At 61.5% G+C, this 24743-nt stretch carries 14 protein-coding genes, 1 tRNA gene and 2 rRNA genes; 13 read left to right on the forward strand and 4 right to left on the reverse strand.

The features are described from left to right. Positions 1-103 precede the first annotated feature (103 nt). From QPW08_RS03965 to QPW08_RS03985, 5 genes are all read left to right on the forward strand, one after another. Positions 104-2891 (forward strand): 23S ribosomal RNA (locus QPW08_RS03965). 126 nt (positions 2892-3017) lie between these two features. Then, positions 3018-3132 (forward strand): 5S ribosomal RNA (gene rrf, locus QPW08_RS03970). A gap of 214 nt (positions 3133-3346) precedes the next feature. Beyond that, positions 3347-3423: transfer RNA gene (locus tag QPW08_RS03975), tRNA-Met, on the forward strand. 120 nt (positions 3424-3543) lie between these two features. Next, positions 3544-5610 carry a serine protease gene (locus QPW08_RS03980; RefSeq protein ID WP_284124448.1) on the forward strand — a complete coding sequence of 689 codons (2067 nt, stop codon included), beginning with the start codon at positions 3544-3546 and terminating at the stop codon, positions 5608-5610. A gap of 19 nt (positions 5611-5629) precedes the next feature. Continuing rightward, the gene (locus QPW08_RS03985) at positions 5630-7699 is read left to right on the forward strand and encodes a serine protease (RefSeq protein WP_284124449.1); all 2070 of its coding nucleotides are present in this window, start codon (positions 5630-5632) and stop codon (positions 7697-7699) included. 73 nt (positions 7700-7772) lie between these two features. On the opposite strand, the gene QPW08_RS03990 is transcribed toward QPW08_RS03985, so the two are convergent. Next, positions 7773-8075 (reverse strand): hypothetical protein, encoded by a 303-nt coding sequence (locus QPW08_RS03990; RefSeq protein WP_284124450.1) that lies wholly within the window; start codon positions 8073-8075, stop codon positions 7773-7775. A 29-nt stretch (positions 8076-8104) separates the two neighbouring features. Then, complete coding sequence (locus QPW08_RS03995; RefSeq protein WP_284124451.1) at positions 8105-10054, reverse strand: TIR domain-containing protein; 1950 nt, start codon at positions 10052-10054, stop codon at positions 8105-8107. Between the two features lie 372 nt (positions 10055-10426). Between QPW08_RS03995 and QPW08_RS04000 the strand changes: the two genes are divergently transcribed. Then, positions 10427-12223: a hypothetical protein gene (locus tag QPW08_RS04000; RefSeq protein ID WP_284124452.1), complete on the forward strand. Its 1797-nt coding sequence runs from the start codon at positions 10427-10429 to the stop codon at positions 12221-12223. Then, the gene (locus QPW08_RS04005) at positions 12220-12690 is read left to right on the forward strand and encodes a potassium channel family protein (protein WP_284124453.1); all 471 of its coding nucleotides are present in this window, start codon (positions 12220-12222) and stop codon (positions 12688-12690) included. Before QPW08_RS04000 ends, QPW08_RS04005 begins: the two co-directional genes overlap by 4 nt. Here the strand turns inward: QPW08_RS04005 and QPW08_RS04010 are convergent. Further along, positions 12687-14246, reverse strand: a complete 1560-nt coding sequence (locus tag QPW08_RS04010) for an acetyl-CoA acetyltransferase (RefSeq protein WP_284124454.1) — start codon at positions 14244-14246, stop codon at positions 12687-12689. The genes QPW08_RS04005 and QPW08_RS04010 overlap by 4 nt on opposite strands. Before the next feature lie 103 nt (positions 14247-14349). On the opposite strand from QPW08_RS04010, the gene QPW08_RS04015 reads away from it, so the two are divergent. The 4 genes from QPW08_RS04015 to QPW08_RS04030 all read left to right on the forward strand — a co-directional run bounded on the left by QPW08_RS04015 (position 14350) and on the right by QPW08_RS04030 (position 19622). Continuing rightward, positions 14350-15843, forward strand: coding sequence for an MFS transporter (locus QPW08_RS04015; protein WP_284124455.1), 1494 nt, complete (start codon positions 14350-14352; stop codon positions 15841-15843). A gap of 96 nt (positions 15844-15939) precedes the next feature. Next, positions 15940-17151, forward strand: coding sequence for an acyl-CoA dehydrogenase family protein (locus QPW08_RS04020; RefSeq protein ID WP_284124456.1), 1212 nt, complete (start codon positions 15940-15942; stop codon positions 17149-17151). A 16-nt stretch (positions 17152-17167) separates the two neighbouring features. After that, positions 17168-18232 carry an acyl-CoA dehydrogenase family protein gene (locus tag QPW08_RS04025; protein WP_284124457.1) on the forward strand — a complete coding sequence of 355 codons (1065 nt, stop codon included), beginning with the start codon at positions 17168-17170 and terminating at the stop codon, positions 18230-18232. Positions 18233-18338: 106 nt separating this feature from the next. After that, positions 18339-19622, forward strand: a complete 1284-nt coding sequence (locus QPW08_RS04030; RefSeq protein ID WP_284124458.1) for an MFS transporter — start codon at positions 18339-18341, stop codon at positions 19620-19622. On the opposite strand, the gene QPW08_RS04035 is transcribed toward QPW08_RS04030, so the two are convergent. Next, entirely contained in the window at positions 19610-21295 is a 1686-nt protein-coding gene (locus QPW08_RS04035; protein ID WP_284124459.1) for a class I adenylate-forming enzyme family protein, read from the reverse strand. The genes QPW08_RS04030 and QPW08_RS04035 overlap by 13 nt on opposite strands. A 154-nt stretch (positions 21296-21449) precedes the next feature. On the opposite strand from QPW08_RS04035, the gene QPW08_RS04040 reads away from it, so the two are divergent. Both QPW08_RS04040 and QPW08_RS04045 read left to right on the forward strand, forming a co-directional pair. Further along, a complete protein-coding gene (locus QPW08_RS04040) occupies positions 21450-22691 on the forward strand; it encodes a serine hydrolase domain-containing protein (RefSeq protein ID WP_284124460.1) in 1242 nt (413 codons plus the stop codon). An 11-nt stretch (positions 22692-22702) separates the two neighbouring features. After that, positions 22703-24739, forward strand: coding sequence for a 3-hydroxyacyl-CoA dehydrogenase NAD-binding domain-containing protein (locus tag QPW08_RS04045; RefSeq protein WP_284124461.1), 2037 nt, complete (start codon positions 22703-22705; stop codon positions 24737-24739). Positions 24740-24743: the final 4 nt, after the last annotated feature.

Genomic DNA, 24743 nt, shown 5'->3' on the forward strand with positions numbered 1-24743 from the left:
GTATTGCATTGATCAGATGAAATATCTGGCTGAGATTATCCTCCGCATCATCGTTTCGACGAACAGGCTTTTATGCAGGCCTGTCGTTGATGGTGTGGATTCTCAAGCGTGAGGTAAGAGCATTTGGTGGATGCCTTGGCATGTACAGGCGATGAAGGACGTGGCACGCTGCGATAAGCGTCGGGGAGTTGTGAGCAAACTTTGATCCGGCGATTTCCGAATGGGGAAACCCACCTTCACCATTTCTTCCTGCTTGTCTTCGGACAGACCGGAAGAGGTGGACAAGGTATCACCGAGCTGAACACATAGGCTTGGTGAAGCGAACCCGGGGAACTGAAACATCTCAGTACCCGGAGGAAAAGACATCAACCGAGATTCCCGTAGTAGTGGCGAGCGAACCGGGACCAGGCCAGTGCCTTTTCATAAATTAGCAGAACACTCTGGAAAGTGTGGCCATAGCGGGTGACAGCCCCGTATGCGAAAGTGATTGAAAAGGACTTGAGTAGGGCGGGACACGTGAAATCCTGTCTGAACATGGGGGGACCACCCTCCAAGCCTAAATACTCGTACATGACCGATAGCGAACACAGTACCGTGAGGGAAAGGTGAAAAGCACCCCGATTAGGGGAGTGAAACAGTACCTGAAACCGGATGCTTACAAGCAGTTGGAGCCCCATAGGGGGTGACAGCGTACCTCTTGCATAATGGGTCAGTGACTTAATCTAGCATGCAAGCTTAAGCCGTTAGGTGTAGGCGAAGCGAAAGCGAGTCTGAATAGGGCGACTGAGTATGTTGGATTAGACCCGAACCCCGGCGATCTAGGCATGACCAGGTTGAAGGTGCGGTAACACGCACTGGAGGACCGAACCGTTGCATGTTGAAAAATGCTCGGATGAGTTGTGTTTAGGGGTGAAAGGCCAATCAAGCCGGGAAATAGCTGGTTCTCCGCGAAATCTATTGAGGTAGAGCGTCGGATGTATGCCGATGGGGGTAGAGCACTGGATGGGCTAGGGCTGCGCGAGCGGTACCAAACCTAACCAAACTCCGAATACCATCGAGTCTTGTCCGGCAGACAGACGGCGGGTGCTAAGGTCCGTCGTCAAAAGGGAAACAGCCCTAACCTACAGCTAAGGTCCCCAAGTCATATCTAAGTGGGAAAGCATGTGGGAATCCCAAAACAACCAGGAGGTTGGCTTAGAAGCAGCCATCCTTTAAAGAAAGCGTAACAGCTCACTGGTCTAAATAAGGGTTCCTGCGGCGAAGATGTAACGGGGCTAAAGATATGCACCGAAGCTTAGGGTTGCAGTTTACTGCAGCGGTAGCGGAGCGTTCCGTAAGTTGATGAAGCCGAAGGGTAACCGACGGTGGAGATATCGGAAGTGCGAATGCTGACATGAGTAGCGATAAAGAGGGTGAGATGCCCTCTCGCCGAAAGACCAAGGGTTCCTGCGCAACGCTAATCGGCGCAGGGTTAGCCGGCCCCTAAGACGAGCCCGAAGGGGGTAGTCGATGGGAACCACGTAAATATTCGTGGGCCTGGAGATGTGTGACGGATGGCGGAAGTAGTTCAACCTTATTGGATTGGTTGGGCTGCCAAGTCGTTCCAGGAAATAGCCTCTCCGTATAGACCGTACCCGAAACCGACACAGGTGGTCAGGTAGAGTATACCAAGGCGCTTGAGAGAAGTATCCTGAAGGAACTCGGCAAATTGCCTCCGTACCTTCGGAAGAAGGAGGCCCTGAATCGAGGCAACTCTTTTCAGGGGGCACAGGCCAGGGGGTAGCGACTGTTTATCAAAAACACAGGACTCTGCTAAGTCGGCTTCAAGACGACGTATAGGGTCTGACGCCTGCCCGGTGCTTGAAGGTTAAGAGGAGGAGTGCAAGCTCCGAATTGAAGCCCAAGTAAACGGCGGCCGTAACTATAACGGTCCTAAGGTAGCGAAATTCCTTGTCGGGTAAGTTCCGACCTGCACGAATGGCGTAACGACTTCCCCACTGTCTCCAGGATATGCTCAGCGAAATTGAATTCTCCGTGAAGATGCGGAGTACCCGCGGTTAGACGGAAAGACCCCGTGCACCTTTACTGCAGCTTCAGAGTGGCATTAGGAAAGAGTTGTGTAGCATAGGTGGGAGGCTTTGAAACTTGGGCGCCAGTCCGAGTGGAGCCATAGGTGAAATACCACCCTGCTGTTTTCTGATGTCTAACCACCTACCGTTATCCGGTAGTGGGACCCTCTGTGGCGGGTAGTTTGACTGGGGCGGTCGCCTCCTAAAGAGTAACGGAGGCGCGCGATGGTAGGCTCAGGCCGGTTGGAAACCGGCTGCGAGAGTGCAATGGCATAAGCCTGCCTGACTGCGAGACTGACGAGTCGAGCAGAGACGAAAGTCGGTCATAGTGATCCGGTGGTCCCTCGTGGAAGGGCCATCGCTCAACGGATAAAAGGTACGCCGGGGATAACAGGCTGATGATTCCCAAGAGCTCATATCGACGGAATCGTTTGGCACCTCGATGTCGGCTCATCACATCCTGGGGCTGGAGCAGGTCCCAAGGGTTTGGCTGTTCGCCAATTAAAGTGGTACGTGAGCTGGGTTCAGAACGTCGCGAGACAGTTTGGTCCCTATCTGCCGTGGGCGTCGATACTTGAAAGGAGTTGCCCCTAGTACGAGAGGACCGGGGTGAACATACCTCTGGTGTACCTGTCATCCTGCCAAGGGTGCCGCAGGGTAGCTATGTATGGACGGGATAACCGCTGAAAGCATCTAAGCGGGAAGCCTCCCTTGAGATTAGGTATCTTCGAACCGTCATAGACCATGACGTTGATAGGCCGGGTGTGGAAGCGCAGTAATGTGTGGAGCTAACCGGTCCTAATAGTTCTGATCGCGCTTGAGAGTCTGCACTGTCAATGACAGTCCTGAATGGACCTGTTGTTGATGAGGAGGATCCTCACAGCCAGATCGCCCACTGATTTCTCACCAACCAGGTGCATCGATTATACCCGTCCGCAAGCTCTATTGCTTCGTGGTCTTAGCGTCTGTGACCCACCCGATCCCATCTCGAACTCGGCCGTGAAACCAGACAGCGCCGATGGTACTATGTCTTAAGGCATGGAAGAGTAGGTCGCCGCGAGGCATTACAGCTTGCGGGCGTGGTAACGAAACCCATTCACAAGTCGAAGGGCTGACCCGATAAGGGCGGCCCTTTTGGCGTCTCTGGCACACGCCGGGATGCCTGGCCCAATCGACCCGCAGGGTCGCAAGGGCGACCGCCCCCCGCGCGGTTAGCGCGGAAGCCAAGCGAGCCGGAGGGCTCGCGCCCGGCGATTGAGGGCGTGACAAATAGGTGCCGCGGGGTGGAGCAGTCCGGTAGCTCGTCAGGCTCATAACCTGAAGGTCGTTGGTTCAAATCCAACCCCCGCAACCACCGCATTCCCGACCAGGTCGTTAGCAGCGTTGTGATGGCAGTCGTCTTGCGACTGTCGCAAATGTCCTATGCATTCTGACATATTATCGCGTATCCCCCCATCAGGGACAGGAGGGGGTGATGCGCAAATATCAGCGCCTCGCAGGTTTGATCGCGTGCCTGCTAGCTATTGCCTTGCCAGTAGCCAGCATGGCGCAGGACCTCGAAACAGGGCCTGTTGTACAACCTGACGAGAGTGGTGACATTCCGGTAGTCACCTTGGTCGAACCGCCGGAAAGCGCGCCAGCACCTGTTCGTCCGCCGCATCGCGATCCCCTCCGGGTTCGCCTCCATCCAAATTTGGATGATGGCCAGATCACGATGTTGGAAGCAGCCATTGCCGAGCGGCCCGAGCTGGTTCCTGGTCCCAATCCAACCTATGAATTTGCCGCCAACCCGGAATCTCCGGAAGATATCCTGCTCCTGCCGATCAAGGGCATGACGCCGGAAACCCAGCAGGGATATGACAAGCGCTTTGACATCGAAGGCGCGATGTCGCTGGAGCAGATATACACCTATTACGACAGTTACCCCGCACGGCGGTATCGCTGGGCCACCAACGTCCCGAAGTGGATAGGCCTTGGTTCGCTGACCAGCGAGGGTTTCGGCCAGCGGCTCGACTTGGCGCTGGCGCCCCTCTTGCGTCGGCACATCCTGTTGGGACTGGAATACCCGACCGACAGGATCAAGAGTTCCACCTGCCTGTCGAACACGCCGGCTACCCCGGGCCAATGCCCATTCCCATTTACCCGCGAACCAGGAACGGTCGACGCGGGTTCTCCCTTGTTCGTCCAGGTGCAGGCAAGCGACCGATCCGGTGAGCCTTATGTCACTGTGATCGCGATCCAGCCTGACTTCACCATAAAGCCTTTGCTGGCGACACGCGCCAGCCAGCCATCGCAGGAGGGAGCATCCGATGGCCCGGCAGTCGACGCCGAGAGCGAAGCACCACCGGGCATATCTCTCGCGACAGGCAGCGATCCCTCGGTCACGCTCACTGAACCGGGGCGGTACGAGATCATCACCTTCATCACCGAGGAGCCGATCAATCCCCGTGTGTTCGACCGACTCCTGGGCCAGGACTTCGACACGACTGTGTGTTCGACTGAGTATGAAAAATGGCTGTGTTCTTATCTGGTAGGCGGGCGCTCAGGCTTCCCGAATACCTTCACCAACAACATTGCCATCCAGACGGTGACGGCGGTAGAAGAGCTGAGCTATCCCTCACCGATCGTAATGGGCGAGCCGACAGACGACCGCGAGGCGCGGTTCCAGGCCCAATTGTTCTTCCGGCGCGACGGCGGGCCGTTTGAATTGACCGGGTCGAAGGGTCCCGGGGAAGTGCATCGCCAGAACTACGAAAAAGCACACAAGTGCGGAGGCACATATATCGGCGAAGGCTTCGTCCTGACGTCGGCACACTGCATACCACCAACCGGCGGCGATACCCCGCCGCAGATACGGCTGCACAATCTTCGCATCAGGCTCGGAACCAATGATATCGCTAGCGGAGGTGTCGCCTTCCGCATCGAATCCGTCGCGTTCCATCCGCGCTCAAGCAATAGCCGCCGCCGCGCGGATCTCGCCGTCATCAAGCTCCTGCCCAGCACCACCCTTGGCGAGATGGAAAAGGCAGGACAGGTGAAGAAGCTCGATATTGCCGTCGGCTCCGCTGCCATCCTGCCGGTAGAGACCGACGTGCGCGTGACCGGCTGGGGCTACACCGGCGCATCGATCGAAGGCGACAACAAGCTGCTCGACATAAAGGGCGACACACAGCGCAACCCGCGCATCCTGCAGAAGCTCGATCTCAAGGTCGCCCGGGAAGACCGGTGCTCGATCGACAATTTCAGATTCTATGACAAGCAAGAAAGCCTGTGCATCTACTCGCCAACGGAGGGCGCAGATGCATGCTACAAGGACAGCGGCGGTCCGCTTACCCGCGAATTCGATGGCACGCGGTACCTGATTGGCATCGTCACTGCCGGGGTCGGCTGTGCCTATGGCGACTTTCCAAGTCTCTATATGCGTGCAAACAAGTTTCGGCACTGGGTATCGAACGCCAAGGATCGGTTGAATCTCGAATATCGAAAACGCCTCGAAGCAAATGAGGCCTACAAGACGCCGGCCGTGTTCGTCGTACCGTAGGCAGCAAGGGGAGGACCATGTGAAAGCGAGCAAATGGCTTGGCGGCCCGGCGGCCCTGGCGCTGGCATGGCTGACTCCGCAGTTGGTGGTGGCGCAGGATGCTGAACCACCTGCTGGGAGCGAGGCCCCGCTGTCCGCCGATACCACTCCACCTGCCACACCGGTAGACGGCGAAGTCGCCGCTGCTTCCGAAGCTGTGCCGGGACCCGACTGGGCCAGCGCAGACGATGATTACGTAGTCGAATACCCAGAGACGATAATGAAGACCGGCATTGCCGTTTCGCCGGATATCGTCGACCGGCGCGAGGAAATCATCGCCTTCATCGAATCGCAAGCCGGATGGGCGGTGGTGGAGGAAGACGCAGCCGAATTCCAGGTCACGCCCAATCCCGAATTTTTCCAGGACCTGCTGTTTTCACGGATCAAGCGCTACACCTTCGACCGGGCGAACGGGCGCTATTCGTCTCCGGCGATGGATATTGCCGAGATCATGAACTTCAATGTTCCCAGCGCCGGCGTGATCTTCCGGGAAGGCCGGAGCGGGAAGCAGATCGATCCTCCGGGCAAGCCGAGCCGGCCCGAGTGGGCATCGGACGTACCCGTACCTACCAATCTGGGCGCTGCCGACAGTCCTGATCTTCTCATCCGCCTCGGTCAGGCGATGGCACCTGTGGCGCGCCATCATGGGCTCCTTGGCCTCGTCAACGACCAGGGGCGCTGGTTCGACATTTGCGTCTCGCATGTTCCGGCCGAACCGGGATCCTGCCCGATGGTCTCGGTCAGCGATCCGCCGCAGCTGATGTACTTCAAGCCGATTTTCATCCGGGCGTGGAGCGATCTCGAAATACAGGATGTGAGCGAGATTTCCCTGATCGCCATCGGGCCCGACCGCAAGCTCACCCACCTCTATTCCGCCCCGGTCGTAGTTGAGATCGTTGTCGACCAGGACGGCAACAGGGTAGAATCCGTAACCTGGGGCGACAATTACGATGCTCCAGCGCGCCTGGAAGAATTCGGGAACTATCACATTCTGGCGATTGGTTCGCCCGATCCGCTCGATCCGCGGATATGGTCCATCGAGCCGGGAGATGATTTGCCGCCAGGCATGTGCGAGACCATTGCCCAGCTGCGCGTGTGCGAAGCCTTGCGCGGGTACTATGACAATTCCGGCGAGCGGCCTCTGGTGACCGGCCTCAAGGAAATCCGGATCTATTCCAACCAGATCATCGGCATTGCCCCGGTCGGCGGAAGGGTGGCCGCGCGTTCTGAAGGTTTGTGGCAGGCGCAGCTGTTCCTGCCGCGCCCGGGCGACCCATTCGGCACATCGGGCACACGCCGGCCCGGTGCGGAGCAACGCCAGAACTTTGAGAAATCGCACAAATGCGGGGGCTCCTACATTGGTGACGGGTTGATCGTCACCGCGGCGCATTGCGTCGCCAAGCGAAGCATGGGTGAGATGCAGGTAAGGCTTGGCACGCTCGATATCGCCTCTGGCGGGAGCAATTTTCCGATCCTATCGATGGTAATCCACCAGGACTACGGCAAGGCGCGCGGCAATGCCGATATCGCCGTGCTTCGGATCAGGACCGACAGCCGGCTCGACCGGCTACGGCGCAAGGGGCTGGTGGCTCCCATCGACCTTGCCCCGGCATCGACCAGCCTGCCTTCGAACACGCCGGTGCTGGTGACAGGTTGGGGCTATACGGGCGCAACCGAGGAGGGCACTGACCCGCTGCTCGACATCCATAACCGGACCCAGCGCAATGCCCGTTTCCTGACCAAGATCACGTTGGGCACGCTGCCGACGTCGCAATGCGCGCGGTACGACCAGTTCAGCATGTTTGCCGCGCAAGATATCATTTGTGCCCGCTCGCCGATTCCCGGGCGCGATGCCTGCTATACCGACAGCGGGGGGCCGATGACGCGCAAGGTCGGGAATCGGCGTCAGCTGGTGGGGATCGTGTCGGCCGGGATCGGCTGCGCAGAACCTGGGGTTCCGTCGGTCTATACCAATGTCGCGGCGTTCCGTGACTGGATCGAGCGTGCCAAGGCCAAGGCACGCGAGCCTGGCAAGCATCGTTTGCCCTAGCAGCGATCGCCCACCGGCAAAGAAAACGGGCCGCCTCCTCTCCCGGTGACGGCCCGCATCCTGTTGGGTCTACCTAGTCTTCGTCAGGGCCGGTGCGTTCATCCGGGCCGGTCCGCTCATCGGGACCGGTGCGTTCGTCCGGCCCCGTGCGCTCGTCGGGACCGGTGCGCTCGTCAGGGCCAGTGCGTTCATCCGGTCCGGTCCGCTCGTCGGCACCCTGGATCTCGCCTGCCGTTGCAGTCTCGTCCGCCGGCGCTTCTTCGACGACCGGTTCTTCAACCGGCACTTCGGTTGTTTCTGTGGCCGGGTCACCGCAAGCCGCCAACAACAGGCCGGTGGCCAGCGGGGCTGTCCAGATCAATCGTCTCGTTTTCATTTGCTGTCTCCGTTTATCGTTCTCGACCCTCAAACAAACCCGATCCGTTTGGCAAGCGCCTGATATTCGCGCGTTTCGCGGATCGGTGCAAGCAGGGGATCGTGAAAGAGCTGCGACAGGCCGCTGTCCTTCAGCCGCCAGGCGTCCTCGAGTGCCGCCAGCGCCTTGTCGATCTCGCCCCATTGCGCATGGACTTGCGCATATTGGTAGCTGCTCTTGTTCCCATACTCCGACTTGAGCTGGGCGAGGTGATCCTGGGCAGCGGCCAGATTACCCAAACGGTGCTCGGCGATGGCACCGCCGGTATGCTGCCAGACGACAAAATTATCCTGAGCAAACGAATCGCGGGCGGCCTGGTTGTCACCCAGTTCGAGCTGAGCGAGGCCGACGCGCCAATGGTAGGAAGAGATGCTGTCCTGGATCGCCTTGGCTTGCCGGAAGCTCGCCAGCGCCTCGGTCGGTCGTCCTGCGGCATACTCGATATCGCCCTTGAGCCGGAAGACCCGGGCATTGAGCGGGTCAAGGCTGGCAGCCTGGCTGATGGCCGATTGGGCCGAACTCGAATCCCCGATGCGTGAACGGAAAATTGCATATCGGCTGAGGATATCGGCATCGCCTGCGCCCAGTTCGTAGGACCGCTGGTAGGGCTCGCGCGCGCTCTTCATGTCGAGCTGGCCCATGGCGATGGCAAAGCCGAGGTTCGAGTGCCCGTCTGCAAAATCGGGGGCAATCCGGATCGCTTCGCGGGCGGCATCGACTGCGCGGCTATAGATGCCCTCGCGCTCGGCCGGGCCGGTATAGAGATTGCCGATCAGGGCCAGCGAGCGGCTCTTGCCGGCATGGGCGGCAGCATACTGGGGATCGATCCTGATCGCTTCCTCGAACTTGGCCAGCGCTTCCCGGTCGCTGGCCTCGTCGCTGCCCAGGTCATAGAGTTCGCGCCCGCGCAGATAGGCTTCATAGGCCGCGACGCTGTGGGTGCCCCCGATCGTTGCGGCAGGATCGCTCCCGTCGAACTGCGCGGCCAGTTCACTTACAACCTTGGCGGCGATAGCATCCTGGATATCGAAAATGCTGTCGATCGACTGGTCGTAGTCAAGCGGGACCACCACTGTCCCGTCCCCGCCGTCGATGAGATCGACCCTGACCTTAACGCGTTCACCTTCGCGAGCGACACTGCCTTCCAGCAAATAGGCGACCTTCAGCTGGTCGGCGATGTCGCGAGCGGTGGCGTTGCTGTCACGGAAGCTTTTGGACGAGGCTTCCGCCGCGACCTTGAGCAGCGGGTTGCGGGCCAGCCGGGCGCGGATTTCCGCAGCCAGCCCGTCGGAGAAATAGGCCTGGTCGCTGCTTTCGCCGATCCGGTTGAACGGCATGACTGCAACACTGTTGCTGTGCTCTCCGCCAAACAGCCCACTGCGCCATGCCAGTGTGCCGCTGGCAATGGCCGCGAGGGCGATACCGCCGCCGATCGCTGCGCGCCGGTTGATCCTGAACCCGGCCCCGGCAGGACCAGCCGCCGCTTCCGTTACCTTTTGTCGAGGTGCAGGCGGAGTCTCGCCCGCAAGGCCGGGGTGCAACCGCTCGACCGACTGGACCAGAGTTTCCAGCCCCTGCTGGTTGAGCTTCCCGCCCGGTGCGCCCAGCGCAATCCACTGGAACTGGCGAAACCCGAGCGGGGGTTCGCTGCCATCGATAGAGGCAGGGAGCAGCACGCCGCGATCGCGCCCGCGCATGGCTTCATCGTGGACCCAGTGCGAATGCGTGGATGTTTCGGACCACAGAACAATGACGGCATAGGCATTTTCCAGCTTATGCTCGGTTATGTCGTTGTAGCGTGCACCGCCCTGCAGCAGACCGTCCCACCAGACTGTGACGCCGGCAGCCTCGAGTGCAGCGATGACTTCGCGCGCGTGCGGCTGATCGTCCCGGGAATAACTCAGGAACACCCACGGCGGTTCGGCACCAGTCTGGCTCATTGCACGTAGCTCATTGGAGCGCGCTGTCCTCCCACCCCATGACAAGTCACGGAAGTAGCTTACAACTTCTCTGCTGTCGAATGTCCAGATGCTTGTGATGCAGAACCCAAGCCACTAGGCTCGATCGGGTCAGGGAGTTTGGGGGCAGTAGCGAAGGTGCAAGGGGAAACAGCAGCGACGCCAGCCCTGGCACCTCCCTTGCCACAAGCATGCCTGGTGGTGGGAGTGACCGGGCATCGCACGTCTCATCCCTCTTTCCCGGATACGACGAGCGGTCTCGACGCGATAATCGACGCCATACTCGATCAGGTTGACCAGGCTGTCTCGTCTGCGGAGACACCGGCGGGCGGTGGATGCAGTTGCACGACCCGTATGATTACCTTGCTCGCCGATGGCGCTGATCACCATGCGGCCATGCGGGCACTGGAGCGAGGATGGGAACTCGTCACACCGCTACCTTTCGGACGCGCGCTCAATGCAGCGATCAATGCCGGCGCGGCGACTGTCGCCGATGCCGAAGCCATCCTCGCCGGCAAAGTGCCCCCCGATAAAGACACCGCAGCCCGTGTTGCTGCTATCGAAGCGCTGGCGCACAAGGCGCGATTGTTCGAGTTGGCAGAGCAGGACGAGGCTGTGGCCGGACTGTTGCTGGCGGCGCTTGGCTCCGAAGGGCCTCACAGCCCCGAACACGAGCGATTGCGAGTCGCCACATCGCGGCGGGCCTCCATGGCTGGCCAGCTGCTGGTCGAACAGGCCGATATCCTGATTGCCGTGTGGGATGGGCAATCAGTCGATTCGGTGGGTGGGACGGGGCACACCGTTGCCGCTGCGCTAAGCCTTGGCGTTCCCGTAGTATGGATCCATCCCCAGCGACCCGAAGCATGGCAGATCTATCATACCGCAGAGGAGATGGCTGCTGCCGGGGCCGGCACGAAACCTCCTCAAGAACAGCTTGCATTGCAGGTGCGCAATGCGCTGGTGCTGGACCCGCCGCGCACGGCAGGGCGGTTCGCCGGAATCGCAGCGATTGGCGCGGAAAGCTGGCGCGATCACAGCCGCTCGGCAAGCCACGTATATCGGCGGGTCGAAGCGCTTTTTGGAGCCAGGAAGTGGAGCGAACGGCTGGCCTCACTGCGTCAGCGCTACGAACGACCCGAAGAGATCGGGACAGGCAGCGGCAAGGCATTGCTTGATGCCGTAGCAGCGCTGCCCGGGCAGGACCAGGAACTGGCAGGGAGCATCGAGCGCGAGATCCTGCGTCGTTTCGCCTGGTCCGACGGGATCTCCTCAAGCCTCGCCGATCGCTATCGCTCGGGGATGGTGCTCAATTTCATTCTCGGTGCCGCTGCGATCATTGTCGGCACGCTGTATCTTCCGCTCACGGATACTGCCCACAAATGGGTCTTCGCCGGCTTGGAGCTGGCGCTGCTGCTGGCGATTGTCGCCAACACGGCGCGCGGTCAGAAGCGGCGCTTTCACGGGCGCTGGTTCGAAAGCAGGCGGGCAGCCGAATATCTTCGCCATAGCCCTTTCCTGGTGACGCTGGGCGTGGCGCGCGCAGTTGGCCGCTGGCCGCTGGGTGTCTCCAGCTGGTGGCCTGAATGGTACGTCCGCCATACGCTGAGCGGGATCGGGTTGCCGCAAATCAGGGTCGGGACCGACTATCTTCGCGGGGTGCTGGAACTGCTGCGCGATCATCATGTCGACCCGCAAAGATCCTATCATCGGTTCAAGTCGGGCCGGCTGGAGCATGTGCATCACCAGCTCGATCGGCTGTCCGAATATTCCTTCGCCGCAGCCGTTTTCTTCGTCGGGCTCTATCTGGTCCTGGCCGCGCTCGGGGCGCTTGGCGTGATCGATGGCTACCTGATTGAGAAGAGCGCCAAGTGGTTCACTGTGATTGCTGTGGCCTTGCCGACAGTCGGCGGTGCTATCGCTGCGATCCGCTATTTTGCCGACTTCGAACGTTTCGCTGAAATTTCCGAAGCGACCGCCAATGAGCTCGACCAGGTTGCCCACCGGATCGAAGCCTTGCTGGCGGCCCCCGCCGAACGACTCGATTTCGCGCAAGTCGCGCAGATCGTGCATGACACCGACGACATCGTCTTCTCGGAAATCGAGAACTGGCAAGCTGTCTTTAGCGGCAAGAGGACCACGATACCGGCATGATCACCGCTTTCGCCATTTCTTTCGTGCTGGTCGCGCTGACGCTGGCGATCCACTACGAAGTCCTGCGTTCGACGTCCAACTGGATTGTCGACCTGCCTATCAACCCGCGCACCCGCATGGTGGTGGTGCTGGCGCTGGCGATGCTCTCGCACCTGTTGCAAGTGGTGCTCTATGCCGCCGCCTACCTCTGGATGATCGAGGACGGCAGTCTCGGAGATGTTGGCGGGATCGACGCCAACCCCGGCTTTGCCGACCTGTTCTACTTCTCCATCACATCCTACACCACGCTGGGGATCGGTGACCTGTTCCCGCATGGTGCGATCCGTATCGTTTCGGGGATCGAAGCTCTCAACGGGCTGGTACTGGTCGGGTGGACGGCCTCATTCACTTACCTCAAGATGGAGCGCTACTGGCGTGTCCCGGAAGAGACCGCCCGTGACGAAATCGGCACCACGTCCGACGACTAGCCCATAAACCAGATGGCGAGGTCGTCCTCGCCGTTTCCGCGTGTGATCGTGCCGCCACGACCGACCGGCTCGGTTGAACCGTCCGTCAGGGCCGCGATGCCTGCTTCGTCTTCGGCCGGAACCATTGCCAGCGTGCGCGCGCCGCTGGGCGTGCGGGCCACGACAGTGCCCATGCGCGGGGAACCATCGCGCTTGTAGTGGACGGTGTAGGTCTCGATGGTGGCTGGGCCGACATAGTCCTTGTCCAGTGTCGGTACGTCGCCCCGGGCCGCATCGGCTGCCGCATTGACGTCGAAATCCTGCGGGAAACTGACGCCTGCGATCGGCTGCGTGCTCACGGCGATGGTATGGCTGTGGGTCGCGTAGCCGCCGTTGGCGAACATGAGGCCTGTTCCCCCGCCATCGCGCAACTTGTCCACCATACAGGCGACGACGTGGCTCATATAATTGCCGATGGGGCCGCCGCCAAAGGTGAGCCCGCCGAACACCGTCATCGGCTTGTCGACCGGCCAGCCAAGCGTGCGCCGCGCCAGCTTGGGCACGCAGGGGAAACAGGAATAGAGCTCGACATGGTCGAGATCGTTCACGGTGAGATTGTTGAACTCCATCGCCTTGCGGATGGAGGTCTCCATGCCGGCGGAGTGTGTGTAGCTGTCGCGGGCGAGGATGCTGTCCGGTTCGAAGGCGCTTGCCCCGGCTCCAACATAGATCAGGTGATCCTCCGGCACCTTGCGCCGCCTGGCCTCTGCCAGTGATGTGACGATGAAGCCTGCACCCTGGTTCACGGAGGAATTGGCGACCTGCAGCTTGGTATAGGGGAAGGCGATGGGGCGGTTATCGGTGGTGACTTCGATGATTTCCTGCGCACTGCGCACCTCGTGGATCCAGGCCGCAGGCGTCTCCGCCGCCACTTGCGAGAATCGCGCCCAGATCGCCCCGCTTTCCGCCTGGCCCTCGGCGAGGCTCTGCCCCTGAGCGGCGCGAAAGGCGTTTTCGTAGAGCGGATAGACATCGACCGGGACCACCAGGCCGTAGCTCTGGGCATAGCCGACCCGCACCCTGTGCGAGGCGTCACGCAGGGCGTTGTGCTGTTTGGGCTTCTCGTCCGGTTTGGCCTCTGCAGCCTTCAGCTTGGCGAGGCCGCCCGCCGTCCGCAGCGCTTCGCCGCCGGTGATGGCGCAGATGGTCGCTTCGCCCGCACCAATGCGATTGGCGGCTTCGTTGAGCAGGCGGATCGGATTGTCTCCATGCGGACTGGTCTCGTCGACATGCGCAGGGGTGATTCCCAGCAGGTCCGATACCTTCGCGGCCACGGGATTCAAATGCGGCCAGGCGATCTGCCCGACAATGCCAAGCGAGTCGCAATCCGCTAGCCATCCACCGCCGGCATCGGCATCGGCGCGGCGTAGCGCCTCGGCCATCAGCCCTGGGGGATCGAGCCCTTCGCGCGGGTCTGCGGGCCGGTCGTTGACCTGCCCCACGCCGATGATCACCGGGATGCGTTCTTCATTGGCTGCCATGCGCCGCCTCTCCATTTTGAGTGCCTGCTTAGCCATGGTCATCAACAGGTTGCAAAGCGAAATTGAACGAATGCGCCTTGTGCCCTGCGGCTGACGCTCTAGGCTAGGAGGCCAAGAGAGAGGACAAGGCCCCCATATTTTGACCGACGCCAGCAAACCTGACGTCCCTGCGCTGCCCGCGCGCACGCGCTGGCTTTACGGCACGGGCCTGCTCGCAAGCGGAATCAAGACGACTGCGTTCAGTACGTACCTGTTGCTGTTCTTCAACCAGGTCATGGGCGTGCCCGCCTATATCGTCTCAACGGCGATTGCCCTGACACTCGTGGTCGATGCCATCGTCGACCCGATCATCGGCCGGGTCAGCGACAGGACCCGCAGCAGGCTCGGCCGGCGCCATCCGTACCTGTTTGCTGCGGCGATCCCGGCGGGTTTCTTCTTCGCGCTGACATGGTTCCCGCCAGAAGGGCTCTCGGACATGGGCATGGGAGTATGGGTGTTCTGCGCTGCCGCCTTCACCCGCGCCTGCATGAGCATGTTCGAAATTCCCTCCAGCGCGCTCGGAACGGAATTGACCGACGACTATGTCGAACGGACCAAGCTCTTCGCGTTGCGCTTCTGGTTTGGCTATATCGGGGCGTTCGGCTTCGGCGCAATGAGCCTCTACTTCTTCTTTGTCCCGACCGAGGAGTATCCGCGCGGGCAGCTCAATCCCGAAGGCTATGTCTGGTTCGCCATTGCAGGCGGCATCCTGATCGCCCTGGCGGTTCTTGCCAGCGCTTTCGGCACGAAGAGCCGCATCCCGTATTTGCGGCAAGTCCGTGAAAGGCCCCAGAAGCTGACGCTGGTCGACCACCTGCGCGAGATGGCCGATGCTTTCACGCACCGGCCGTTCCTCGCGATCTTCGGCTATTCGCTGTTCAAGCAGACAGCAATCGGTCTCTATGTTGCCACTACGATCTATTTCGGAACCTATGTCTTCCAGCTCACGGCTGGCGAACTCGCCATCCTGACGCTGGAAAACCTTGTTGCCGCGACGCTCGCAACACCGCTCGCCCCGAGGCTGGCGAAGCGGTTCGGCAAGCGCAATGCCGCAATGGCGATGGGTTTCGGCGGGATATGCATCGGGGTGATGCCGCTGATCCTGACCTATCTCGACCTGTTCTTCCCGCCCGGGCACCCGCTGTTGTTACCCACTCTCTTCGCTGTCGGTGCCACCTACCATTGCATGACCGCCAGTTCGTTGATGAATTCCTCAGGCATGATCGCGGACACCGTCGAAGACCATGCGGTCAAGAGCGGGCGGCATAACGCAGGCGTATTTTTCTCCGTCAACAGTTTTACCACCCAGGCATCGGTGGGGCTGGGTGTCCTGGTCGCAGGCCTGGTGCTGGAAGCCTCCAGCTTTCCGATCGGTGCCGACCCGCTAGGGGTCAGCGAAGCGATCAAGGATAGCCTCATCCTGTTCTACGTGCCGACCACAGTCGTATTGTGGGCGATCGGCTCGTCGCTGTTGCTGTTCTATCCCATTACCGAAGCATCGCACCGGGCGAATCTGGAAATTCTCAAGGCTCGGGAAGCCGAGATCCGGGAGCAGACGATGCGCGATTCGCCCGTTGGCGGGACCGGTCGCTAAGGCCTTCCGCTACGTCATCGCAGACCAAAGACCCCTGTTGCCGGTCGCTCAACTCGTGCATAAGTGGCAAAACGAGACTCAAGCAGGAGAGACAGTATGGCTACCGCTGCCGATACGCGCCCCGAGGACGATCTCGAGGGCTTTCGCGGGGAGGTGCAGACCTTCCTTGCCGAACATTTCCCCCCATCATTGAAGGGCAAGAGCAATGCTATGCGTTCGGTCGAAGGGCCGGGCGACGAAACGCCGGAAGAAGAGGCGTGGCGCAAGGCTATGGGAGAGCGTGGCTGGGGCACGCCGACCTGGCCGAAGGAATATGGTGGTGGCGGCCTGTCGAAGGCGCAGGCCAAGGTCCTGACCGAGGAAATGAACAAGGTCGGGGCATGGAACCCGATCGGTGGCATGGGCGTGATGATGTTCGGCCCGACCATGCTCGAATTCGCCAGCCATGAGCAAAAGCTCGAGCATATCCCGCCAATCTGCAAGGGCGAGATCCGCTGGTGCCAGGGCTATTCCGAACCCAATGCCGGGTCGGATCTTGCTGCGCTCCAAACCATGGCCGAAGACAAGGGCGACCATTATCTCGTCAACGGGCAGAAGACCTGGACCAGCGGCGGGCAATGGGCGGACAAGTGCTTCTGCCTCGTCCGCACCGACCGTAGCGAGAAGCACCGGGGCATCAGCTTCCTGCTGATCGACATGGATGCGCCGGGCGTCGAAGTGAAGCCGATCACCATGATCAGCGGCCTCAGCCCGTTCTGCGAAACATTCTTCACCGATGTGAAGGTGCCCAAGGAAAACCTCGTCGGCGAGGAAGGCAATGGCTGGACCATCGGTAAGCGCCTGCTGCAGCATGAACGCACCAATATCTCCGGCGCCGGCAATGCCATGGGGCTCAACGCCAAGCCGCTGAGCAAGATTGCCGAGGAATATATCGGTCTCGACGAGAACGGTGAGCTGGCCGACCAGGAATTGCGCGGCAAGATCGCCGAGTTCGAACTGGCCTGGTCGAGCTTTCTCCTCACCGCGCGCCGCGCGACCGAGGAATCGAAAGCCAAGGGTGGCGTTTCCGAAATCAGCTCGATCCTCAAGAAGGTCGGCACCAAGCTGAGCCAGGAACGCGCCGAGCTGCTGATCGAAATCATGGGCTTTCGCGGCTTGGGCTGGGAAGGCGATGGCTTCGAGAAGCACGAGCTCGAGCACGTCCGCGGCTGGCTCTTCGGCAAGGCCTTCACCATCTACGGCGGCTCGACCGAGATTCAGAACAACATCATCGCCAAGCGTATCCTTGGCATGTTGGACCACCAGTAAGAGAGGCGCGGAAACAATGGCTATTCTCAACGAAGAACAGACCATGCTGCGCGACATGGCGCAGGAATGGGCGAGCAATGAAAGCCCGGTCGGCAACTGGCGCAAGACGCGCGACGCCGGTCAGAAGACCGATACCGGCGCGTGGTCGGCGATGGGCGAAATGGGCTGGACCGGCATTGTCGTGCCGGAAGAGTTCGGCGGCACCGATTTCGGCTGGATGAGCCTCGGCCTGGTGGTCGAGGAACTGGGCAAGACGCTCACTGCCAGTCCGCTGGTGGCAAGCTCGCTGGCGGCCAGCGCGATCGTGCTGGGCGGATCGCAGGCGCAGAAGGAAAAGTACCTGCCACGGCTTGCGAGCGGTGAGCTGGTGGGCACGCTCGCTTTCGATGAAGGCCCGCGCCACGAAGGTGCCAAGGCATCGGCCAGCGTTGCGGGCGGCAAGCTCAGCGGCAGCAAGAGCTTCGTGCAAGAAGCCGATAGCGCAGGCCTGTTCGTGGTCTCGGCCGCGGACGGGGTCTATCTGGTCGAAAAGGGCGACGGCGTCAGCCTCTCGAACCGGGAACTGACCGACCGCCGCGACCATGCTGAGGTGACCTTCGATGGCGCAGCGGCGGAGAAGCTGGCCAATGGCGGCGACGATCTTGCCGAAGCCATCCTCGACCGGGCCCGCATCCTGACCAGTGCCGAAATGCTGGGCATGGCGCAGGCGGTGTTCGACACCACGCTCGACTATCTGAAGCAGCGCGTGCAGTTCAACCAGGTGCTTGCCAGCTTCCAGTCGTTGCAGCACCGCATGGCCGATCTCTACGCCGATCTCGAACTGATGCGGAGCGCGGTCGAAGCCGGGTTCCAGGCACTCGACACGGGCTTCCGCATTCCCGAAGCGGCCTGCCTCGCCAAGAGCCGGGCCAACGAAGTGCTGCACGTGATGAGCCGCCAGGGCATCCAGCTCCACGGCGGGATCGGGATGACTGACGAATATGACGTCGGCTTCTACCTCAAGCGTGCGCGCGTGCTGGAAGCGAGCTGGGGCAACACCGGCTTCCTCAAGGATCGCCACGCCAAGCTCGCCGGCTATTGAAGATAGCCCAGTCACCCCAACCCGTTCGGGCTGAGCCTGTCGAAGCCCAGCCGCAACGTCGTGGCTGCCCTTCGACAAGCTCAGGGCGAACGGGTGTGGTGCAGTGATGGAAGAATCGCTGGAGGCGCGCCCGGACGACGAAGTCTGGGCGCGCCATCATTCTTTTGTCGAGCGCAAATTGCGCCGCAACTACGCCGCCACGCTGGTGCATGGCGTGTTCGGGATGACAGGCTTCCGCCTGATCTATGCCCCCACGATCATCCCCGCCTATCTCTACATGCTGACCGGTAGCGCCGCGACCGTGGGGGTAGGCATGGCACTACTGCAGCTGGGCGGGACACTGTCGCCGATCCTGTCCGGCGCGCGGGTCGAGAGTCGCAGCCGGATCCTGCCCTATTCCATCGCCGTCGGATCGCTGATGCGGCTGATGGTGCTGGCGCTGGCGCTGACGGCGTGGTTCCTTGACGGTCCCCCGCTGCTGCTGGCGACGCTGGCGATCTTCCTCTTCCTCGGTTTCTTCCAGGGCGCGCAGCGGGTCGCGTTCCAGATGCTGATGGCCAAGGTTATCCCGATCGCTCAACGCGGGCGCTTGCAGGGCGTGCGCAATTTGTTGGGTGGAGGCATTGCAGCGGTGCTGGCGTGGGCTGCGGGGACGTATTTCATCGAGGAGAAATGGCTCGGCAACGGCTTTGCGACCACATTCCTGTTCGCGTTTTTGCTCACGTCGGTCGGCCTGTTCGTGCTGCAATTCGGGATTCGCGAGCCCGATGCACCGCGGCTACGTCAGCCGGTGCCGATCCGCGAGCGCTGGGGGCAATTCGGCGAACTGCTGCAGCATCGCGGTTATCGCGCTTTCCTGTTCGCGCATGGCTTTTCCAGCATTGCCCGGGTCGGACTGCCGTTCTGGACGCTCTATGTCGGTGAGCAACTGGGGTTGAGCGGGGCGCTGATCGGATCGCTCAGCCTTGCCTATCTCGCTTCGGAGACGATCAGCAATGTGGCGTGGGGCTCTTTGGGTGACCGCGTCGGCTTCCGGCTGGTCTATCTCGGAGGTCTGGCTTGCAGCCTTGCGGGGATGACACTCCTGGTGACAGTGGATGGCTGGTGGCTCCACCTGGCCTTCGTCGCGCTCGGTTTCGGCATGTCCGGCTGGATGATGGCGGCCATGACGCTGGTGCTGGAATTCGGCGCTCACGAGGACATTCCCATGCGCATCGCGCTCACCACCACGGTGGAAGGCGCGGTTTCATCCGCGGGACCTGTCATCGCGGGGCTTGCCATCGCGGCGCTGGGCTTCGCGCCGCTGATCGTGGCGAGCTTCGTCTCGCTGGCACTGGCGCTCGCGGTCATCGTGTGGCGCGTGGCCGAGCCTCGCCATCAGCCGTCCTGAAACAGCGCCCCGAGGTCCTTCTTCAGGATCTTGCCATTGGCGTTGCGGGGCAGCGTTTCCTCGACGAAGACGATCTTCACCGGCACTTTGAACCTCGCCAGTCGCTCGGCGACCCAGCCCTGCAGTTCCTCCTCGCTCGCGCTCATCCCGGGCGCGAGGTGGACCACCGCCGCCGGTTCCTCGCCCAGCGTCCGGTGCGGAATGCCGATGATCGCGGCATCGGTTACCGCCGGATGATCGTAGAGCACGTTTTCGACTTCGCTCGAGTAGATGTTCTCGCCGCCGCGGATGACCATGTCCTTGGCCCGGTCGACGATGTAGCAGAAACCTTCTTCGTCGAGCCGCGCCAGGTCGCCGGTGCGGACCCATCCGTCGACAAAGGTCTCGGCCGTCGCTTCGGGGCGGTTCCAATACCCCATCACGATCATCGGTCCGCGGGCCCAGAGCTCGCCGACCTGGCCGGTGGACAGAACGTTGCCCGCTTCGTCGGTCACCTTGAGATCGGCCACCGGAACGGGTGGCCCGGCGCTTTCGGGGCGGTTGAGGTAGTCGTCGGCAGAGTGGCTGGTAACGGTGGCCATGGTCTCCGTCATGCCCCAGCCATTGCCGGGCATGGAGCCGAACACTTCGTGTATCTTGCGCACCAGCTCGGGCGCGGCAGGCGCGCCACCATAAGCAATCGCTTCCAGGCTGGAGAGATCGTAGTTGGCGCGATCGGGGTGTTCGATCATCTGCCAGGCGATGGTCGGGACGCCGCCGGTCAGCTGGACCCTTTCGCGCTCGATGATCTCGAACGCCTTCACTGTGTCCCATTTGCGCATGTAGATCAGCGTGTGCCCGGCAAAGAGCTGGCCCATCATGCCTGCGGAGCAGGCGGTGACATGGAACAGCGGGATCACCGTCAGGCCGATCTTGGGCGCAGGCGGCGGAATCTCTTCGCCCCGGCGCAACACACTGCGCGCAGCGGCATAGGCGCTGGAGAAGATATTGGTGGTGAGGTTGCGGTGGCTCCCCAGCGCGCCCTTGGGCTGGCCGGTGGTGCCACTGGTGTAGAAGATCGTCGCCGGATCATCGGGTGCGATCTCGACATCGGGGATGGCATTGCCGGGCAGGGCTGGCCAGTCGTGCGGCGTGCCGATCACCGCTTCGAGCGGCTCGGCTGGTGCATCGAGCGAGGCCGCACGCGAGACCATGATGTGAGCGAGGTCCGGGCAATCGCCCAGGTGCGGGGCGATCCGCTCCCACCGCTCGTCGTCGCAGATCAGCGCCTTGGCACCCGAATTGGCAAGCCCGAAGGCCAGTTCCTCGCCGGTCCACCACGCATTGAGCGGCACGCAGATCGCGCCGATGGTGGTCGCGGCGAAAAAGCTCACGGGCCATTCGGGTAGGTTGCGCATCGCCAGCGCGACCCGGTCGCCCTTGCCGATGCCCCGCGAGCGCAGGTTGGTGGCTAGCTTCGCTACCGCGCGGTACCATGCTTCATAGGTCACCCGCTCGTCTTCGTATATCGTCATCAGCCGCTCGCCATGGGTGCGGGCGTGATCGGCCAAGACACGGAGCGAGGCCGGGGCGTGTTTCCAGACCCGGGTAGGGATCCCGCGGATGTCCACGGTCTCCATTTCGAAGCGCTGGCCGGGCGCGCACAGCATGGCTTCCACTTCGGCCAGGCTCATGGCCGGCCAGTTCGCAGGCTTTTCCCATGCGAGGGAGGCGCCCCCACCTTTCACGTCGCTCAAATCGATTCTCCCCAATCGGGTATGTTTTTATTCGCAACCGATGCTAGGTGGTATTGGCAAAGCGCTCAAGCATTGAGCCGAGGGAGAGATCATGAGCACACCATTCGAGCTGGCCGATCCGGCGGCGTTGGGCTTCGATGCCGAACGGCTGGACCGCATCGCCCCGTTCCTCAAGACCAGCTATCTCGACAGCGGTCGCTTGCCGATGACCCAGCTGGTGATCGCCCGTGACGGGCAGCCGGTCTATTACGACAGGCAGGGCCGGATGGGCGAAGGTCGTGAAGAGCTGCGCGACGATGCGATCTTCCGCATCGCTTCCATGACCAAGCCGGCAACTTCGGTCGCGTTCATGCAAATGGTCGAACAGTGCAAGGTCGCGTTGGAAGAGCCGGTGACCAAGGTCCTGCCCGAGTTTGCCAATCTCAAGATATACAAGGGCGGCGGCGGATCCATTCCTTTCGCACCGGGCGACCCCTCGCATCCGATCCGCTTCGTCGATCTGATCACTCATATGTCCGGCCTGACCTACGGGCTGCAGAACCGCACCAATATCGATGCGGTCTATCGCGAGCATAATCTCGATTTCGCGCGCGGGCGGATGGATAGCGACGAATACATCCGCATACTCAGCGAACTCCCGCTGGAGTTCGCGCCGGGCGAAGGATGGAATTACTCGGTTTCGACCGATGTCCTTGGCATTTGCGTCGAACGCCTCTCAGGCATGCGGCTGGGCGAGTATTTCCAGCAGCACATCTTCGGCCCGCTCGGCATGACCGACACCGCCTTTGGGGTGGAAGACGACACCCGGCTGGTCGATGCCTACCAGTACATCCCCGGCAAGCCGCCCAAGATGATCGACGCCGGGATCGGCAGCAACCTTGGCAAGCCGGGCAAGTTTGACAGTGGCGGCGGGGGCCTGTGCGGCACGATCGCCGACTATCACCGCTTCACCACCATGCTGGTGCGCGGCGGCGAGCTGGACGGTGTTCGCATCCTCAGCCCCAAGACCGTGCGGCTGATGCGGACCAATCACTTGCCGGACAATGCCGACCTGACGGAAATGTCGAGCAGCCTGTTTTCGGAAACCAACAATGCCGGTACCGGCTTCGGGCTCGGCTTCGCCATGGTAATCGATCCGTCGAAAACGCTGATGCCTTCGAGCATGGGCGAATTCTACTGGGGCGGGGCCTATTCGACCGCCTTCTTCGTCGATCCGGTGGAGGACATCACCATGGTGTTCATGACGCAGGTCTATCCTTCGTCGACCTATCCGATCCGCCGCCAGCTCAAGACTTTGATATACAGTGCGCTAGCTGAGAGTCGCGCAGACTGAGGAGACCTCCCATGACTTCACCCATTCGCACCGAACGCCACGACGACGTGCTCGTCATTATTTCCGACAACCCGCCAGTCAACGCGCTGGGCCAGGCCGTGCGGCAGGGCCTGAAAGAGGGCGTTGAAGAAGCAATGTCGGACGACAGCATCAAGGCGGTGGTGATCCGTTGCGACGGACGCACCTTCTTCGCCGGGGCCGACATCACCGAATTCGGCAAGCCGCCGCAGGGACCGAACCTGCCCGAAACGCTCGACGCGATGGAAGCGGGTGACAAGCCCGTCGTCGCCGCGATCCATGGAACCGCGCTGGGCGGTGGCTGCGAAGTCGCGCTGGCATGCCACTATCGCGTAGCGGTGCCTTCCGCGAAGCTGGGCCTGCCTGAGGTCAAGCTCGGCCTGATACCGGGTGCTGCGGGTACCCAGCGCATGCCACGCGTGGTCGGCGTCGAAGCGGCGCTGCCGCTGGTCGTCGGCGGCGATCCGATTTCCGCCAAGAAGGCGGAAGCGATCGGGCTGGTCGATGCCATCGTCGGCGAAGACAGCCTGGAGGCCGATGCCATCGCCTTTGCCCGCAGCAAGATCGGTCAGCCGGTGCCGCGTTCCAGCGAAGGCACCGCCAATGAAGACGGCATCCGCAACCCTGATCTGTTCGACGAATTCCGGGCCAGGAACGCCCGCAAGCTGCGCGGCTTCGACGCTCCCAATGCCGCGATCCAGGCGGTCAAGGCTTCGACCGAGCTGCCCTATGCCGAAGGCGTGAAGAAAGAGCGCGAGCTGTTCATGCAGCTTATGGGCGGCACGCAAAGCGCCGCCATGCGGCACTATTTCTTCGCCGAGCGCGCTGCCAACAAGATCGACAATGTCGATCCCAAGGCACCGCTGATCCCGATCCGGAAGGTTGGCGTGATCGGCGCCGGGACCATGGGCGGCGGTATCGCCATGAACTTCCTGTCTGCCGGGATCCCGGTGACGATCCTCGAGATGCAGCAGGAAGCGCTTGACCGTGGCACTGGCGTGATGCGCAAGAATTACGAACGCACGGCCAAACGCGGACGGATGACGATGGAGCAGGTCGACCAGGCCATGGGCTTACTCACGCCGACGCTCGACTATGCCGACCTCGCCGATTGCGACCTTGTGATCGAAGCTGTTTATGAGAGCATGGACGTAAAGAAAGACGTCTTTGGCAAGCTCGATAGCGTTGTGAAGCAGGGCGCAATCCTCGCCTCCAACACGAGCTACCTCAATATTGACGAGATCGCGCAGGCTACCAAGCGGCCGGGCTATGTCCTGGGTCTGCACTTCTTCTCGCCCGCCAATGTCATGAAGCTGCTGGAGATCGTCCGCGGGGCCGAAACCCGCGACGATGTGCTGCTGACTTCGATGAAGCTCGCCAAGACGATCGGGAAGATCGCCGCGGTGGCAGGCGTGTGCCCCGGCTTCATCGGCAACCGCATGCTGAGTCCGCGCCAACAGCAGGCCAATGCACTGATCCTGGAAGGCGCGAATTACTGGGATGTCGATGACGTGCTGCTGGAATTCGGCTTCCCCATGGGCCCGTTCCAGATGGCGGACCTCGCCGGGATCGATATCGGCTGGCACCGCGACCCGTCCAAGGTCACCACGATCCGCGAAGCGCTGTGCGCGGCGGAGCGGTTCGGCCAGAAGAACGGCAAGGGCTTTTACGACTATGACGAGGCCCGCAATCGCACCCCGTCGGACGAGGTGAAGGCGATCATTGCCGATTTCGCCGCCAAGGAAGGCCACGAGCAACGCAGCTTCACCAAGGACGAAATCCGCGAGCGGTTGCTGTACCCGATGGTCAATGAAGGAGCGATGATCCTCGAGGAAGGGATGGCCCAACGTGCCAGCGACATCGATGTGGTTTGGATAAACGGGTATGGCTGGCCGCTTTGGACCGGCGGACCCATGTTCTGGGCCGACACGATCGGGCTTGAAACCGTGGTGGCCGGGCTGGAGAAACACAGCCTGCCGGTGTGCGAATTCCTGCGTAAAAGGGCTGAGACAGGCGAACGCTTCAACTGATTGA

Origin of the sequence: Parerythrobacter aestuarii, from assembly GCF_030140925.1 — a bacterium.
Lineage (GTDB): Bacteria > Pseudomonadota > Alphaproteobacteria > Sphingomonadales > Sphingomonadaceae > Parerythrobacter > Parerythrobacter aestuarii.

What these genes read in the sequence shown, in the direction of transcription:
- QPW08_RS03980 (WP_284124448.1), top strand. Translation starts at nt 3,544, where the DNA reads ATGCGCAAATATCAGCGCCTCGCAGGTTTGATCGCGTGCCTGCTAGCT.
- QPW08_RS03990 (WP_284124450.1), bottom strand. Translation starts at nt 8,075, where the DNA reads ATGAAAACGAGACGATTGATCTGGACAGCCCCGCTGGCCACCGGCCTG.
- QPW08_RS03995 (WP_284124451.1), bottom strand. Translation starts at nt 10,054, where the DNA reads ATGAGCCAGACTGGTGCCGAACCGCCGTGGGTGTTCCTGAGTTATTCC.
- QPW08_RS04000 (WP_284124452.1), top strand. Translation starts at nt 10,427, where the DNA reads ATGATTACCTTGCTCGCCGATGGCGCTGATCACCATGCGGCCATGCGG.
- QPW08_RS04005 (WP_284124453.1), top strand. Translation starts at nt 12,220, where the DNA reads ATGATCACCGCTTTCGCCATTTCTTTCGTGCTGGTCGCGCTGACGCTG.
- QPW08_RS04010 (WP_284124454.1), bottom strand. Translation starts at nt 14,246, where the DNA reads ATGGCTAAGCAGGCACTCAAAATGGAGAGGCGGCGCATGGCAGCCAAT.
- QPW08_RS04020 (WP_284124456.1), top strand. Translation starts at nt 15,940, where the DNA reads ATGGCTACCGCTGCCGATACGCGCCCCGAGGACGATCTCGAGGGCTTT.
- QPW08_RS04025 (WP_284124457.1), top strand. Translation starts at nt 17,168, where the DNA reads ATGGCTATTCTCAACGAAGAACAGACCATGCTGCGCGACATGGCGCAG.
- QPW08_RS04030 (WP_284124458.1), top strand. Translation starts at nt 18,339, where the DNA reads ATGGAAGAATCGCTGGAGGCGCGCCCGGACGACGAAGTCTGGGCGCGC.
- QPW08_RS04035 (WP_284124459.1), bottom strand. Translation starts at nt 21,295, where the DNA reads ATGAGCCTGGCCGAAGTGGAAGCCATGCTGTGCGCGCCCGGCCAGCGC.
- QPW08_RS04040 (WP_284124460.1), top strand. Translation starts at nt 21,450, where the DNA reads ATGAGCACACCATTCGAGCTGGCCGATCCGGCGGCGTTGGGCTTCGAT.
- QPW08_RS04045 (WP_284124461.1), top strand. Translation starts at nt 22,703, where the DNA reads ATGACTTCACCCATTCGCACCGAACGCCACGACGACGTGCTCGTCATT.